General features: G+C 58.1%; 14 protein-coding genes. 8 read left to right on the top strand and 6 right to left on the bottom strand.

Annotation, left to right across the window (positions count from 1 at the left end; genetic code table 11):
• Positions 1-20 precede the first annotated feature (20 nt).
• The 7 genes from ACTIKR_RS07305 (at position 21) to ACTIKR_RS07275 (ending at position 8,173) form a co-directional block, all read left to right on the top strand.
• Positions 21-866 (top strand): heme/hemin ABC transporter substrate-binding protein, encoded by an 846-nt coding sequence (locus ACTIKR_RS07305; RefSeq protein ID WP_193087311.1) that lies wholly within the window; start codon positions 21-23, stop codon positions 864-866.
• On the top strand, positions 856-1,866 hold the full coding sequence (locus tag ACTIKR_RS07300; RefSeq protein ID WP_442327482.1) for a FecCD family ABC transporter permease: 1,011 nt from the start codon (positions 856-858) through the stop codon (positions 1,864-1,866). Before ACTIKR_RS07305 ends, ACTIKR_RS07300 begins: the two co-directional genes overlap by 11 nt.
• A complete protein-coding gene (locus ACTIKR_RS07295) occupies positions 1,863-2,678 on the top strand; it encodes a heme ABC transporter ATP-binding protein (RefSeq protein WP_442327481.1) in 816 nt (271 codons plus the stop codon). The genes ACTIKR_RS07300 and ACTIKR_RS07295 overlap by 4 nt, the downstream gene beginning before the upstream one ends.
• A 753-nt stretch (positions 2,679-3,431) precedes the next feature.
• Positions 3,432-6,245 carry an aconitate hydratase gene (locus ACTIKR_RS07290; protein ID WP_442327480.1) on the top strand — a complete coding sequence of 938 codons (2,814 nt, stop codon included), beginning with the start codon at positions 3,432-3,434 and terminating at the stop codon, positions 6,243-6,245.
• A 125-nt stretch (positions 6,246-6,370) separates the two neighbouring features.
• Positions 6,371-6,802 carry a GFA family protein gene (locus ACTIKR_RS07285; protein ID WP_442327479.1) on the top strand — a complete coding sequence of 144 codons (432 nt, stop codon included), beginning with the start codon at positions 6,371-6,373 and terminating at the stop codon, positions 6,800-6,802.
• Positions 6,803-7,101: 299 nt separating this feature from the next.
• Positions 7,102-7,851, top strand: coding sequence for an AzlC family ABC transporter permease (locus ACTIKR_RS07280; protein WP_442327478.1), 750 nt, complete (start codon positions 7,102-7,104; stop codon positions 7,849-7,851).
• Positions 7,838-8,173, top strand: coding sequence for an AzlD domain-containing protein (locus ACTIKR_RS07275; protein ID WP_193087315.1), 336 nt, complete (start codon positions 7,838-7,840; stop codon positions 8,171-8,173). The genes ACTIKR_RS07280 and ACTIKR_RS07275 overlap by 14 nt, the downstream gene beginning before the upstream one ends.
• 9 nt (positions 8,174-8,182) lie before the next feature.
• On the opposite strand, the gene ACTIKR_RS07270 is transcribed toward ACTIKR_RS07275, so the two are convergent.
• From ACTIKR_RS07270 to ACTIKR_RS07255, 4 genes are all read right to left on the bottom strand, one after another.
• Positions 8,183-8,983, bottom strand: a complete 801-nt coding sequence (locus ACTIKR_RS07270; RefSeq protein WP_193087316.1) for a thiazole synthase — start codon at positions 8,981-8,983, stop codon at positions 8,183-8,185.
• Positions 8,984-9,001: 18 nt separating this feature from the next.
• On the bottom strand, positions 9,002-9,229 hold the full coding sequence (gene thiS / locus ACTIKR_RS07265; protein WP_442327477.1) for a sulfur carrier protein ThiS: 228 nt from the start codon (positions 9,227-9,229) through the stop codon (positions 9,002-9,004).
• Entirely contained in the window at positions 9,226-10,299 is a 1,074-nt protein-coding gene (locus ACTIKR_RS07260; RefSeq protein ID WP_442327476.1) for an FAD-dependent oxidoreductase, read from the bottom strand. Before ACTIKR_RS07260 ends, thiS begins: the two co-directional genes overlap by 4 nt.
• A gap of 179 nt (positions 10,300-10,478) precedes the next feature.
• Entirely contained in the window at positions 10,479-10,916 is a 438-nt protein-coding gene (locus ACTIKR_RS07255; protein ID WP_128395018.1) for a hypothetical protein, read from the bottom strand.
• A gap of 130 nt (positions 10,917-11,046) precedes the next feature.
• On the opposite strand from ACTIKR_RS07255, the gene recQ reads away from it, so the two are divergent.
• Positions 11,047-12,876, top strand: coding sequence for a DNA helicase RecQ (gene recQ, locus ACTIKR_RS07250; RefSeq protein WP_193087319.1), 1,830 nt, complete (start codon positions 11,047-11,049; stop codon positions 12,874-12,876).
• Between the two features lie 196 nt (positions 12,877-13,072).
• Here the strand turns inward: recQ and ACTIKR_RS07245 are convergent, their stop codons facing one another.
• Together ACTIKR_RS07245 and ACTIKR_RS07240 are read right to left on the bottom strand one after the other, a co-directional pair.
• Complete coding sequence (locus ACTIKR_RS07245) at positions 13,073-13,861, bottom strand: (2Fe-2S)-binding protein (protein ID WP_193087320.1); 789 nt, start codon at positions 13,859-13,861, stop codon at positions 13,073-13,075.
• Positions 13,855-16,018, bottom strand: a 2,164-nt coding sequence (locus tag ACTIKR_RS07240) for a TonB-dependent siderophore receptor (protein WP_226816465.1), incomplete at its 5' end; no start/stop codon positions are given. The genes ACTIKR_RS07240 and ACTIKR_RS07245, both read right to left, overlap by 7 nt.

Genomic DNA, 16,018 nt, shown 5'->3' with positions numbered 1-16,018 from the left:
CAACAAAACGGAATCACCCAATGAAACAAAATGCCGTCACCCGTTGTCTTGCCGTGCTGGCCGCCGCCAGCTTTTTCTGTGGTGGCGCCAGCGCGCAGCAGGCACAGCGAATCGTGTCTCTGGGCGGCACGGTGACGGAAATCATTTACGATCTGAAAATGCAGCATACGCTGGTCGCCGATGATCAGTCCAGCCTGTATCCCGAGGCAGCCACCAAACTGCCGCGCGTGGGCTATTATCGCGCTGTGCCGGCCGAAGGTGTACTGTCGCTCAAGCCCGATCTGGTGATCGCTTCTGAAAATGCCGGCCCGCCCGCCTCGCTGGAGAAAGTCCGATCGGTCGGCGTCAAGGTGGTGACCGTTTCAGATAAACCGACAGTTGATTCTTTGTACGAACGGATCGAGCAGATTGCCCAGGCCCTGGACGTACCGGAAAAAGGCAAGGCGCTTGCCGCCGAGATCCAGGCGAATGTGAAGCAGGCGCAGGCCAGGCCCAGCGACAGCCTGCGCACCGTGCTGATCCTGAATCGTACGGGGGCCAAGCTGATGGCCGGTGGCGATACAACGGCCAGTGCGATCATGGAAATGGCCGGTCTGGAAAACGTGCTCAAGCCTCAGCGCGGCTATAAACCGGTGTCTGCAGAGAGCTTGCTGGCGCTGAAACCGGAAATGATCATCGTCACCAGCGGCTCGCTGCAAGCGGCGGGCGGCATCGACAAATTCAAGTCGGACCCTGCCATCGCCTTTACGCCTGCGGTCAAAAATAATCGCATTGTGGTGATGGATGATTTGCTCGCGCTGGGTATGGGACCGCGGGTCGGTCTGGCGATTTCGCAATTGAAGGCTGCTGCCGGCTATGCAAATTAACGCTGCGCCGGATCAGGGCAGGGTCAGGAAATCCTTTACCATCTTGCTGCTCATATTGCTGGCCGCCATTATTCTGGGCAGCGTCAGCGGGGCGGTGGTCATTCCGGTCCATCAATGGTGGCCGGTGCTCACGGGCGGGCAGGGTGATGAAACCCAGTTGCTACGCCAGATCTTTCTGGATATCCGGTTGCCGCGGGTGGTCTTCGGTATTGTCACGGGTGCGGCGCTGGCGTTATCGGGCGTGGTCATGCAGGCGCTGTTTCGTAATCCACTGGCCGAGCCCGGATTGATCGGGGTCTCGGCCGGTGCGGCGTTGGGCGCGGTCTCGGCCATTGTGCTTACGGCCGCAGGTTTCTGGGTCGTTTCCTTTGCTGCGTTCGCGGGTAGCTTGCTCAGTACCTGGCTGGCCTATCTGGTTGGACGGCGTTATGCCGGTGTGGCCGGATTGCTGCTGGCCGGTATTGCCATCAATGCCATTTCCGGCAGTCTGATCGGTCTGCTTACCTATATTGCGACGGATACCCAACTGCGTGATCTTACCTTCTGGGGCATGGGCAGCCTGGCGTCTGCGAACTGGCGTACGATCGGCTTGCTCGGCCCCTGGGCGCTCGTGATTTGTGTGTTGTTGTGCCGGGAATGGCGTGCGCTAAATGCATTGCTGCTTGGCGAGCGCGAAGTATCACATTTGGGATTTTCCATGAAGCACCTGCGCCGCCGTCTGATCGTGGGCATTGCGCTGCTGGTCGGCCCACTGGTGGCCATGACCGGCGGCATCGGCTTTGTCGGGCTGGTCGTGCCGCATTGCCTGCGCATGATCATGGGAGCGAATCATCGTCACCTGCTGCCGGCATCCATGGCGGGCGGTGCCCTGGCCCTGGTGATGGCAGACTGGCTGGCGCGCGTGGTCGTCATACCCGCAGAATTGCCTATCGGCCTGGTGACCAGCCTCATCGGCGGCCCGTTCTTTCTCTGGCTGCTGGTAAAAAGGAATATGCGATGACTGTCATGGAGCAATGCATGCGCGGCAGCGACATCTGCGCAACACGCGGCCAGCGCCAGGTGCTGCGTGATATTTCAATTGAAATTAGACGGGGTGAAGTGCTGGCGTTGCTTGGCGCCAATGGCGCTGGAAAATCGACATTGTTGTCCATCCTGGCGCAGGAAAGCCAGGAGGTTCGCACCCGCGACACAGGTACTATTTACATCAACGGTCATGAGGCCGCTTCGCAGACGGCGCGAGAGCAGGCGCGCCAGCGGGCCGTGCTGCCCCAGGGCAGTGGCCTGACCTTTGATCTGGGCATCCAGGAAATTATTCAGATGGGTCTGTATCCGTTTCCGGAACTGGATCCAGGCGAGGCAAATGCATTGTTGCAGCGCGCGGCGCACACTGCCGGCGTTCAGGATCTGCTTGACCGGTCATGGGTGACGCTTTCCGGCGGTGAAAAACAGCGGGTACAGTTTGCCCGGGTGCTGGTGCAATTGCTGACCCGGCGCCATGATGGACAGACGCGGTATTTGTTGATGGATGAGCCTACCTCGGCTCTGGATCCGAAGCATCAGCATGCGTTTTTTCGCATTGTGTCGGACCTGGCGCACAAGGATGAAGTGGGCGTCATGGTAATAGTCCATGATATCAATCTGGCGGCACAGTATTGTGATCGCATTGCGCTGCTGGCCGATGGCGAGCTGGTCATTTGTGATACCCCCGACCGGGTGCTGACGCGCGAGCACCTGTATGCCACTTATGGCATTTACAGCCAGACCATGCCGCATCCATTCAAGCAGGGCAAGTTGCTGGTTGTCTGGGAATAGCAGCCTGTTCATGTCGCCCCGGAGAGTCTGGCATAACGCCACCGGGGCGAGGCTGCTATCCTCGTGCCATGGACCGCTGGTCCGGTCCGTACACTGCGCCATAGCCTGATCCATCCTCTGCACTTCAGTCTGTTCCCTGGTCATATCCTCAGAAGTTATCCTTGGCCAGATTCTTGGCCAGTTCCTTAATTTGATCCTCAGATCAGTCGTCAAGTGTGTGATCTGACGTCTGCTGGCGCCGTACTCGCTGTGAGAAGGACAGCAACCGCATGCATTATGCGCCAAAGGGCAGACCGGTTTGTATACCTCACCAAGTTATGGCATGATCCCTGTATGGGGTGCCGCTTCAGGATGGTGCCCATAGCGCGTGCTTGCGACAGGCGGAAACAAGAGCGTTTCTGCTTGGGCAAACAGCGTCGCTGACGTGGTTTAACAGATGTGACTTAACCGCTGTGGCTTAACAGGCGGTTTAACAGGGGAGCATTAAATCAGTTTTTTGATGACGACAATTCGGACAGTGTGCTTGCGTGCGTCGGTATCAGGCCGATGGGGTGCATGTGTCCGCTGTCTTGCACCAGTTGTCGTCGCAGGCAATAGCTGCAGAGCCGAACCAATGGTTCGCGCCGCAGGTGCCTCCCTTGTGTGAGTCCGTATCAGGAAACCGGCAATGACAGTCGCGTCCCACTCGCGCAGCAATCGACATTTGCGATGTGAACGCAGACCAGGCAAGTTTATGATCAAGGAGAAAACGTCATGAAAAGTATGGATAGTTTTGGCGCTCGCAGCGTACTCGAAGTGGGAGAGCAATCATATCGAATCTACCGGCTTGATGCGTTAAAGGAAGAAGGCCTGGATGTTGCCTCGCTTCCTTACGGTCTGAAAATACTGCTGGAGAATTTGCTGCGTACGGAAAATGGCAAGGACATTACGGCGGCAGACATTCGCGCACTTGCCGGCTGGGACCCGCAGGCACAACCGGATCGTGAGATCGCCTTTACTCCGGCCCGCGTGGTGTTGCAAGACTTCACCGGTGTTCCTGCAGTCGTCGATCTGGCTGCCATGCGCGAGGCAATGCATGCCCTGGGTGGAGATCCGAAGCGCATTAATCCCCTGGCGCCGGTAGAGCTGGTCATTGACCACTCGGTTATTGTCGATGTTTTCGGGCAGGCCAATGCGTTCGAGCGCAACGTCGAGATCGAATATCAACGTAATCTGGAGCGCTATCAGTTTTTGCGCTGGGGACAACAGGCTTTTCAGGACTTCAAAGTCGTGCCCCCCGGCACCGGCATTGTTCATCAGGTCAATTTGGAACACTTGTCGCGCGTGGTCTTCACCGCCGATGACGATGGTATGAAAGTGGCCTATCCGGATACCTGTGTTGGGACCGACTCCCATACGCCGATGGTCAACGGTCTGGGTGTTGTTGCGTGGGGCGTGGGCGGAATCGAAGCCGAAGCGGCCATGCTGGGCCAGCCCATTTCCATGCTGATTCCGCGCGTGGTCGGTTTTAAGCTTACCGGAACGTTACCAGAAGGAACGACCGCCACCGATCTTGTGTTGACGATTACAGAAATGTTGCGCAAGCATCGCGTCGTTGGCAAGTTCGTTGAGTTTTATGGGCCTGGTGTTGCGGCGGTGCCCCTGGCCAACCGGGCGACCATCGGCAATATGAGCCCGGAGTATGGCTCGACAATTTCCATTTTCCCCATTGACGCAGAAACCCTGCGTTATCTTGCGTTTACGGGCCGCTCCGAGGAGCAGATTGCACTGGTCGAAGCCTACGCCAAGGCGCAGGGACTCTGGCATGATCCGCAAGCCGAACCACGCTATTCAGAAAAACTGGAGCTGGACTTGTCGCAGGTGGTCCCCTCCATCGCCGGTCCGATGCGCCCGCAAGATCGCATCGCGCTGTCAGATGCGAAACCGGCATTTCACGGGGCGCTCGCCTCGTCTATCGGGGAACCGGAGCAGAAACCTCACGGCTATGACAAGGTTGTCGATCAATCTTTTCCAGCATCGGATCCGCCGGCCCATGAGGAGTCCCAATCGTCTTCGGCCCTGCCCACCGATCATGTAGAACAAGCATCGACAGACGACAGCCAGCCGCGCGCGCCGATTCCCATCACGTTTGGCGACGGCACGAAAGGCCAGATCGATCACGGCTCGGTGGTGATTGCCGCTATTACGTCCTGTACCAACACGTCCAATCCCACGGTCATGATCGCGGCCGCGATGCTGGCTAAACGGGCGGTTGAAAAAGGCCTGCAGCGCAAGCCCTGGGTCAAGACCAGTCTTGCTCCGGGTTCCCGAGTCGTGACCGACTATTACGAGCGCGCCGGTTTGACGCGCTACCTTGACGCATTGGGATTCAACCTGGTGGGGTATGGATGCACAACCTGTATCGGCAACTCCGGTCCGCTTATTCCCGAAGTGAGCCAGGCGGTCACAGATCATGATCTCTCGGTGGTGTCAGTGTTGTCTGGCAACCGGAATTTTGAAGGCCGCATCCACGCTGAAGTCAAGATGAACTATCTGATGTCGCCGCCGCTGGTGGTGGCTTATGCGCTGGCCGGCACCATGGACATTGATCTGTTTAACGAGCCGCTGGGTCAGGGCAGCGACGGGAAAGATGTTTATCTGCGTGATATCTGGCCAACAGCTGCGCAAGTGCAGGAAGTGGTGGATGGCGCCATCATGTCCGACATGTACACCGCAGGCTACGCTGATGTCTTTGCCGGTGATGAACGCTGGCAGGCATTGTCGACGCCTGAAGGTGAGCGGTTCGACTGGGACGAGGCCTCTACCTATGCGCGCAAACCGCCATACTTCGACAATATGCCGCGCCATCCGGAACCGGTCTCGGACATACAGGGCGCGCGGGTACTGGCCATGCTGGGTGATTCGGTCACCACGGACCATATCAGTCCGGCCGGCTCCATTGCTAAAACCTCGCCGGCCGCAGCCTACCTGACTGAGCATGGCGTGGATCCCAAAGACTTCAACTCGTATGGGTCGCGGCGTGGCAACCATGAGGTCATGATACGCGGCACGTTCGCCAATGTACGCCTTCGCAATCAACTGGCTCCGGGCACCGAAGGCGGCTTTACTCGGGACTTTACGCGCAGTGACGAACCGGTGACGACCATTTTCGACGCATCACGATCCTATATCGACAAGGGCATCCCCCTGGTCATTCTTGCCGGCAAGGAATACGGCTCGGGTTCGTCGCGCGACTGGGCGGCAAAGGGGACTGCATTGCTGGGCGTGCGGGCTGTGATTGCTGAATCGTATGAGCGAATTCACCGATCGAATTTGCTGGGCATGGGCGTGCTGCCGCTGCAGTTTCCAGAGGGACAGAATGCGGCAACGCTCGGCCTGACAGGAAAAGAAACCTTTGACATTACCGGTATCGTGACATTGAACCAGGACATCACACCCGCAACCGTGCGGGTGCAGGCCGATGGCGTGCAGTTCGAGGCGATCGTGCGCATTGATACGCCCAGCGAGGCAGCCTACTATCGTCACGGCGGGATCATGCAATATGTCCTGCGTAGTTTGCTGGACTGATTTTTCTGTCATGCGTCGGCCGGCTATCTCCTCGCAGGCGGGCCGGCTGGCCGGCCGTCGTCGCGCAACGCCAGAACCTGATCGCAACGGGTGATCCGGAAAAACTTTGACAAAAGGAGAGGGCATTGAATGACGGTATCAAGCTTAACGGCACCTGTCATTGTGGTGCAGTCCGGTTTACCGTATTGATCGCAGACGGGCTGCGCAATGTCAGGCGCTGCAATTGTTCCTATTGCGCTATGCGAGGGGCCGTTGTGGTCACGGCCGGTCTTGGCGATATTGCCTACGAGTCCGGCGGGCAATGGCTCACGCGCTATCAGTTCAATACCATGACTGCAGAGCACTATTTTTGCTCGCGCTGCGGCATCTATACCCACCATCGAAGGCGCTCAGATCCGTCGCAAATCAGCGTGAACGTTGCATGCCTGGAAGGCGTGAGTCCTTTCGATTATCCATCTGTGCCCGTTGAAGAAGGGATAAGCCATCCACTGGACCACCCGGCTGTTGCATCGCTGGCTGGGACACTCAGTTATGTAGCGGCCGAAAATAAAAACTGAACCGCTTGCCGTCGCTTGCTGTCGCTTTACGCCACGCGTGGCGCCGCCTGCCAACTCGCGCGGTACGGCGGCTGCCGGCACCGCTAGGCCTTCCGGATACGTCCTGTGTGCCGGCCATGTCTACATGCTGTTGCATTTGAATCGTGCGCGCACGGTTCGGTTTTTGCTTGATGAGCTATTGCCCGCATTTGCCGCCGGCCGCATTGTTGTCGGCCATTTGCGGCAGCCTGAGGTCACCGCAGGATTTTAGCCCGATACCTGTGATGTAATAGCGATCTGATAGAGGAGAGGCGCTCAGAATGTCAGTGTTAAACAATGGTTGGCGGGGGGTTCGGGCTGGTGTGCCGGTGCTGCTCGGTTATGTGCCGGTGGCCATGGCATACGGGATCGCGGCCAAGGGCGTGGGCCTGTCGTTCTGGGAAACAGTGCTTATCTCGGTATTTGTCTATGCGGGCGCTTCGCAGTTTTTCATCCTTGCCGCCATCAAACTGGGCACACCGCTGCCCGGCATCGTCGCCATGGTTTCATTACTCAACGCGCGCCATCTGCTCTACGGTCCGCTCATCGCCAAATGGTTGCCACATACCTTGCACAAGCGTTTGCAGGCCGCCTTTTTGCTGACCGATGAAGTGTTCGCTACCGCTTTTCATGCGATGGGACGTCAGCCGGCCAATGCGCAATTTGCCTGGTATGTCGGGCTGGGCCTGACCGCGTGGCTGGCCTGGATTGGCGGGACAATTATCGGGCTGGTCGCCGGGTCCGGTCTGACCGCCCAGTTTCCGCAGGTCGATCAGATATTGCGCTTTGCCCTTGTGGCCCTGTTTTTTTCGCTGGCACTGCTTAGCGTGAAACGTCCCATGCTGCGCGCACTATTGATTGCGTCTGTGATGACCTTGCTGTTTCTTGTCTACTTCGGAGCAACGCCTGCCATCCTGGCCGGAACGGTCAGTGCCTGGTTGTGCTATGTACCCGGCGACCAGGCTGCTGCCGCAAGCGATGGTGGCGCACAGCATAAAGACAGGGATGGAGAACCTCATGGGACAGACTGAATTCTGGCTGGCCATCGTCGTCATGGCCGTGGTGACCTGGCTGACGCGTGCCTTGCCATTTGTGCTGATGCGCAAGTCGACTATTTTTGGCCGCCTGGCCTCGGGCCGGTTTGTTATTCTGGGGCCGGCGCTGCTGGTATCCATGACTGTGGTCGTGGTGTACTCCGACTTGCAGCAGGCCACCGGCGCCACCAGCGTGCTGAGTTATTTTTGCGGTCTGGTCGCGGCAGGCGTGTGCGCCCGGCTTACCCGCAATGCGGGGTTTGCAGTACTGGCCGGGATGGCGGCCTATGGGGCGGCGCTGTTGGCGCTGCCGATATAATCGGCGCGGTTACAGTAGAAACGGCCGGCCGGTGACTTGTGTGGAAGGAACAGCCATGTCTTGCCTGGCCATGATGCCTGCCTCAAAGCCCATGCGTCCGGCCTGCACGGCCAGTTTGAATGCTTCTGCCATTTTCACCGGATCATGGGCCTGGGATACGGCCGAGTTAAGCAGGACGGCATCGTAGCCCATTTGCATGGCTTGCACCGCGTCCATGGGCGAGCCGATACCGGCGTCGACAATGAGCGGGACATCCGGCAGGCGTGCACGCAGGATGCGTAGCCCATGCGGGTTGGTCAGACCCTGCCCGGAGCCGATAGGTGCTCCCCAGGGCATCAACAGCCGGCAGCCGACATCCAGCAGGCGACGGCAGGTCACCAGATCGTCCGTGCAATAGGGAAACACTTCAAAACCGTCTTTGGCCAGTTCTTCGGCCGCGCCAATCAATTCGATCGGATCGGGCTGCAGCGTGTAGTCGTCGCCGATCACTTCCAGTTTGATCCAGTGCGTTCCAAAAATTTCCCGCGCCATCTGCGCCAGCGTAATCGCTTCACGCCCCGTTTTGCAGCCTGCGGTATTGGGCAGCAGATGCAGGCCGGAGTCTTTGAGCATCTGAAAAAAGGAATTGTCCAGCGCCGCACCGGCGCCGCCGCTTGCCGAGGGCGTCAGCTGCCGCTTGAGCCCGACGGTAATGACCGCGGCCCCCGAGGCAGTGATTGCGTCCTGCAATACTTTGGGCGACGGGTAGCCCGCGGTGCCCAGAAAGAAGCGACTCTCCAGCAATGTGTCTGCGATAGCAAATGGTTTCATAATCGTGATGCAGCTGGGTTAGCCGCCGGTGATAGGGCTGAAAGTAAATACCTGATCGCCCTCGGACAATACGGTGTCGCCGCGCTTGGGTCGGGGAATAAAAACTTCATTGACCGCAGTGGCAACGGCGGCGGGGTCATCGGCCTGGCCGGCCGTGCTTTGCAAATGCGCAATCAGCTGGGCCAGCGTGGTGCCGCTGGCGATGTTGTGTTCGGTTCCGTTGACGGAAATGTGAAGAGTGCTCATGCTGTTTGAATCAGATTGAAATCGGGTTCAAATATTGATTGTAGGGCCTTTTCCACGACGGCGGGCGCAATCAGCCAACCATGACGGAACAATCCATTGATGCGTGTCAGGCCCTGTTCGTTCTCGATACGGGGTAGATTGTCTAGCAGGGCAGGCCGCAAATTGACTTCGGTGTGGATCAGGCGCGCTTCGGCCAGCTCGGGCAACACACTGTGAGCGGCCGTCAGCAATTCCACGGTGCTGCGCAGCGATACCGGCGAGCGGTCTTCGCTCTCGATTTCGCTAGCGCCCACCACAACCGTATCGGGTGCGCGCGGCACGATGTACACACGGTAACGCGGATGCAGCAGGCGAACAGGCCGGCTAAGGGTCAGGCCACTGGCCTGCAGCCAGAAAATTTCACCCCGTACGCCACGCACATTGCGACAGTTCAGTTGATGGCTGTTGGCGTGAGGACGCTCCCGGGCGCCGGTGCCGCGCACATCGAATACCCAGTCGAATGCATGCACGCCTTGCGCTGTCTGCAACTGCCCGGGTTTCAAGCTGATCACCGGGGTACCCCAGTGCCAGGTGGTGTTGTCAGCAGATTCGGCCAGCGCCTGCATGGCCTGGACCGTATGGATCTGTCCTTCACCTTGCAGCATCCAGGCGTGGCTGGGGCCCTGGATCGAAGGTTCCAGTGACTGCAACTGATCGCGTGTGAGCATCTGCGGGCGTGCATGTTGCGGCGCTTTGGCATCCAGCAGCGAGGTCAGGCGCGTTGCCGCCCCTTCATCGCCGCGATGCGCAACCAGCAGGCTGCCCCGCACATGAAATTGCACCGGCAGGCGCAGCGTGGGAACCAGTGCCGACCACAGCTCGATGGAGCGCAAGCCCATGTCGAATACGTCGGCATCGCCGCTTTCGAGTTCGGCAATGGGACTGAGCATGCCGGCGGCAGTCCAGCCGGCCGCTACCCGTGCCTGTGCGGACGTGGCGGGGTCAAATACGGAAACCTGGTGTCCCTGGCGTGAGAGCACCAAGGCGAGGATGCGCCCCAACAGCCCGGCGCCGGCAATGCCAATATTCATGGTGTGATTCGCTTGCGGACCCGCAGGTCCTGTGATGTTCGATTCGATGCAACAGTATATCGCTGTCCTTGTCTGGCGCAAGGGCAACAGAGAACTGGTATAGCAATTGCGCGGCATCTGGACTCATGAGGCCGCGTTTGGGAGGGCCGTGAAGTCAGCCTGTCGGCTGACTGTCGCGCCTATCTGCCCAGCTTTTGCTGCAAGGGCGGGCCATATTGCAGGGCCACGGAGGTCAGGTCATTTACAATGGTGGTGGCGCAGCTGCCGCTGGATTCCGACAGGCAGATACGGATGTGCTGCTGGATGTTGAGCCAGGGATTGATGGGCGAGGCGGCGTTGACGATGTCCACATTTTCTGCAATGGCGGTAAATCGGCCCTCGCGCGTGGGGTCTGCGCTTTGCAGATTTAAGCGGGCGACCGCCTGGTTCATATCGTTGACCAGGGTAAGCGTGGGCGAGCTGGCAATTTGGTTGCGGATCTGCGCCGTGATGTAGGTACCGATCGGGTCATTGGGCGTATTGCCAAAGACGTACACCGGGATTTTTGCCAGCGCAGATTGCGCAGCAACGGCAAGCAGGCAACCGATAGCCCCTGTTAGCACATGTGTGATTTTCATATCGAACTCTCCGTAGCGGTATAACGATTATAATAGCTTTATACCTGTGCCGGACAGCGGACCCATGGTCGCTGCGGCTTAAACCTTTGTCAGTTAATTACCGGCTTATATTTTTTGTGTCTCATTTCTAGTGTCTGATTCCACCACCCCGCTGTCTGTCCTGAAACGTGTTTTTGGTTACGATTCCTTTCGTGGCGAGCAGCAGGCCATTGTTGAACATCTGGTCGCAGGCCACGATGCGCTCGTGCTTATGCCAACCGGCGCCGGCAAATCGCTGTGCTATCAGGTGCCTGCGCTTATCCGCCCGGGAACCGCCATCGTGGTCTCTCCGCTTATTGCGCTGATGCAGGACCAGGTCGATGCCCTGCGCGAGCTGGGCGCACGCGCGGCCTTTCTGAACTCCAGCCAGGAATGGGAGACCATTCGCGAGGTGGAAAACGCGTTTGCGCGTGGCGAACTGGATTTTCTCTATGTCGCCCCCGAACGCCTCTTGACCGACCGCTGCATGCGCCTGCTGGAACGGGGGCGCATTGCCCTGTTTGCGATTGATGAAGCCCATTGCGTCTCGCAATGGGGGCATGATTTCCGTCCTGAATACCTGGGCCTGTCCCGCCTGCAGGAACAATGGCCAGATGTGCCCCGCATTGCGCTGACCGCCACCGCGACGCCACAGACTCGCGATGAAATTGCACAACGGCTGGGCCTGACGCAGGCACGGCATTTCGTGGCAGGATTTGACCGTCCCAATATCAGATATGTCATTGTCGAAAAAAATGACGTGCGCCGCCAGCTGCTGGGCTTTATTCGCGAAGAGCATGCGGGCGATTCGGGTATCGTGTATTGCTTATCGCGCAATAAAACCGAAGACACGGCAGAGTTTCTCTGTCGGGAGGGCATTGACGCGATGGCCTATCATGCGGGCCTGCCGGCAGAGTTGCGGGCGCAGCGACAGGCACGCTTTTTGCGGGACGACGGCGTGGTCATGGTTGCTACGATTGCATTTGGCATGGGTATCAACAAGCCCGATGTGCGTTTCGTAGCACATATCGATCTGCCCAAATCGGTCGAAGGCTATTATCAGGAAACCGGCAGGGCAGGTCGGGATGGCTTGCCGGCCACCGCCTGGATGGCCTATGGGCTGCAGGATGTGGTGCAGCAACGTAAAATGATTGACGACTCCACGGGCGATGAATTTTTCAAGCGTCGCTCGGGGGCGCAACTGGATGGCATGCTGGCCCTGTGCGAAACCGTGCAGTGTCGGCGCACCCGTTTGCTGGCCTATTTCGGGCAGCAATCAGAGCCCTGCGGCAATTGCGATGTCTGTCTGACGCCGCCGCAAACCTGGGATGGCACCGTGGCAGCCCAGAAGATTCTGTCTGCTATTTATCGCCTGCATCGCGAACGCGATCAGCGTTATGGGGCAGGGCATCTGATCGATATTCTGCGCGGCAAGCGCACTGACAAGGTGGCGCAGCATTCGCATGACACCCTGTCTGTCTTCGGTATTGGCGAGGATATTTCCGAGCAGGGCTGGCGCAGTGTGTTGCGACAGCTGATGGCGGCCAATGTTGTCACGGTCGATGGTGATGGTTACGGGACGCTGGCGTTGACCGAAAAAAGCCGCAGCGTACTCAAGGGCGAGCAGGTGCTGATGATGCGCAAGGAGTCTGCCCGCGCTGCGGCACGATCGCGCAATATCATGCCCCGTGGTAAGCGCGAAGTTCGCGTGCTGTCGGCGGCAGCGCAATCGCGATTTGAAAGCTTGCGGCAATGGCGGCGTGATATTGCCAAGGAACACGGCGTGCCGGCCTACGTGATTTTCAAGGACGATACGCTGGCGCAAATTGCCGAACTGGAACCGAGCACACTCAGCGACTTGGCGGCCGTCAATGGCGTCGGGCAGCACAAGCTGGATACCTATGGCGAGGCGATACTGACGTTCCTGGACGAGCTCGAATAAAGGAATGCGGGCAAAGGCACGCGGATAGAAGTGTACCGGTAAAGGACGTTGTTAATGGGACATTGGTAAAGGGACATTGGTAAAGGGGACATCGCAATGAGTGGCCGCTTGCCGGATCCGTGCCTGGCACTGCATGACAGTAATCGTAAAGAAACAACGAGAAATAACCAAAAGTAATGCCGCAGTCTGCGGCAATTTAGGTTTCTGACGCTGCCTGTGCGTGCGCGCGATCGTGTTCTGCCCATTCGCTGGCCAATAGCGGCAGGCGCTCTTCCATGGGGATCTTGGGGCAATTGCTGCACAGTTTGGCATTCGGACAGCGAAAGTATTGGCAGCAGACGCGACGGTTCAGCGACAGCCGGTCCGGCAGGCTGTAGCGGCTCATATCAATATCCAGATAACCACTTTCTGCCGGCAGGCCGATAGCCTGCAGCCAGACATGGCCACGGGCACGAATATGGGCAGTGCTGTATTGCGGCAGATCATGGTAGTACAGCAGCAATGCAGCCAGCACGCTGTCTGCGGTATGGCGCCCCGCCAGCTTGGCGGCCACTGGCGTGATATTGCACAAGGCCAGGCGAACCTGTTCCAGACTGTCGGCCAGCGTAGCGGCCGGCTCTGTTTCATCCGCAATATTCAGCGTAATTGCGTCTTCGGGTAAATAGGCCTGTTGGGCCAGGCCTTCGGAAAAGTGCAGCTGCAGCCGGCGAGAATCGACCAGGCAGCGATGATGTTCGTAGGCAAGAATGGTTGTATACACAGGCACCCACATGCAGGTGCGCCAGGTATGGGCGTTCCAATAGTGGCGACCGGCCTCGGGATGAAGCCGCGCTACGTCGTCAAATAGCAATTGCAATACATCCTGCCGCACCTGGCCAAAGGTCAGGTCGGCGGGGCCGCACAGCGGCGTTGTTGAAACGGGCAACAGGCGCCCAAGTGCCTGTTGCAATTGCTCATAGAAGGAGATGTCTTCCTGGATTACCATTTGTAGCTGAAGGTCGCCTTGATATTGCGTTTTTCCCCATAGTAGCAGAAGTTGGTGGTGGCGCATGATGCCACATAGGTCTTATCGGTGACGTTGTTCACATTCAGGCGCACGGTGGCCCCTTTCAGATTCGAATTCATGCGGCCAAGGTCATATTCTGCACCCAGGTCAAGCAGGGTATATGCGGGAACCCGCACTGTGTTTTCATTGTCCGCCCAGCTCTTGCCAACATAACGAACGCCTGCCGATAGGGCCAGCCCGTTGTTCATGCTGTAGCGGCCCCATAGGCTGGCCATTTGCTTGGGTGCCTGAAATGGCCGGTTGCCGGCATTGTCGCCTTTTTTCAGCTTCATGTTGTTCATGGTATAGCTGGCCATGACGGTGAAGTTGTCGGTGATATTGGCGTTGGCTTCCAGCTCGATGCCACGCGAATGCACCACGCCCAGCGGCACGTAGTAACTGGTAGCCGAAGAATGCCGTGCTGCGACGTTTTCCTGTTTCAGGTCATAGTAGGCGGCAGACAGCATGACATGTTCGGTCGGCTGATATTTTACGCCCGCTTCATATTGCCTGGCTTCGGTTGGCGGCAGCACCTGATTGTTGATGTCGGTGTAGCCGTTGGGGTTGAAAGACTCGCTGTAACTGGCGTATGGCGAAATGCCGTTGTCAAAGGCGTAGCTTAAGCCGGCGCGAAACGTGGTGTTGCTGCCCTTGTAGCCGGATTTGGTATTGAGCAGGGAATTGCGGTTGTCCAGATCCACAATATCATGACGAATGCTGAACAGGCCGGTCAGCGCGCCATAGCGGACTGTGTCCTGCAAATACATGCCGAATTGTTCCAGCGTACGGTCAAACGGTTCGCTGTAGTTGATATTCAAACCCGGGTTTCCATAGACCGGATCAAACGCATCAAGCGGGTTGGCCGTGCCTGAATCCCACTGACCACTGGCATTGCGATGCTGATAGTCAAAGCCGGCGATCACTTCATGTGCGGCCGCGCCAGTATGAAACACCGCCGTCAGGCTGGTGTCGAACTGGTGGGCTTCGAGTTCTTCATAGCCGCCGGAATAGTACCGGTTCAGCGAGTTTTCATCGTACCAGCCATAACCATAGAACTGGGCCATTTTGGACTTCAGGCTGGTCATCCGGAACGAGTTCTTGAATGTCAGATTCGGCGTGAAGTCATGTTCGAACTGGTAGCCCAGCATGGACAGCGTGCGGCTGAATTTTCCGCCTTCATCATCATCCGAGAATTCCGGGGAAATGCGGCGGCCATTATGATCGGTATTGATTGTTGCATCTGCCGGAAAGCCGCTATGAAAACCAGTGCTGGGGTCTTTCTGGAAGTAGCCCTGCAACAGCAGGCGGCTGTTTTCACCCAGTTTGAATTTCAGGGACGGCGCCAGCGTATAACGTTCGACCCGGTTGTTGTCGAACTGGGTCTTGCTGTTGCGTGTGATGCCCACTATGCGATAGGCAGCGTTGCCTTCCTTGTCTATCGGGCCGGTCATGTCAAAGCCAAGATGGGTTTGCCCCATATTGCCGATGCCGGCTGTGATTTCGTGGTACGGCTCATCCAGCGGCCGTTTTGAACTGTAGGAGACCAGGCCGCCCGGTGAGTTGCGACCGTACAGTACGCTGGTGGGGCCGCGATAAACGTCGATACGCTCCAGGGTGTACGGATCAATCTGTACCGAGCTATAGGTGCCCGAGTCGCTCAGCACCTTTTGCCCATCCAGATTCAGGTTGTCGGTGCTGTTTTCGTTGAAGCCGCGCAGGCTGATGTAATCGTAGCGGGTAGCGCCGCCCACCAGCCCGGTAAAGGCCCCGGGCGTATAGCGCAGCGCATCGGTTCCAGTGGAAGCGCCAATGGCATCAATACGATCCCGTGTCAGAGATGAAACCGAGTGCGGTGTTTCGATCCAGTCCATGTCGGCCCGGCTGGCCGCACGGCTGACCGTAGATTGAAAACCAATGGTGGGTTCGGTTGACGTCGCGTCGCTGGTCGCACGAATAATACCCAATTGGGCGACTGGCGTCGTTTTGACCTGCTCCTGCTGCGTCTGGGCATGGGCGCCGGAAACAGAGAGTACAGCGAGTACTGCGGCATACAGAGTGCGAGGTACCGCTGAAAAGCGAACCATGGACGGGGTCATG

It is taken from the genome of Advenella sp. (assembly GCF_052108595.1).
Taxonomy (GTDB): domain Bacteria; phylum Pseudomonadota; class Gammaproteobacteria; order Burkholderiales; family Burkholderiaceae_B; genus Advenella.
The sequence above is the reverse complement of the archived record's forward strand: the minus strand, read 5'-3'. Positions and strand labels throughout refer to the sequence as shown.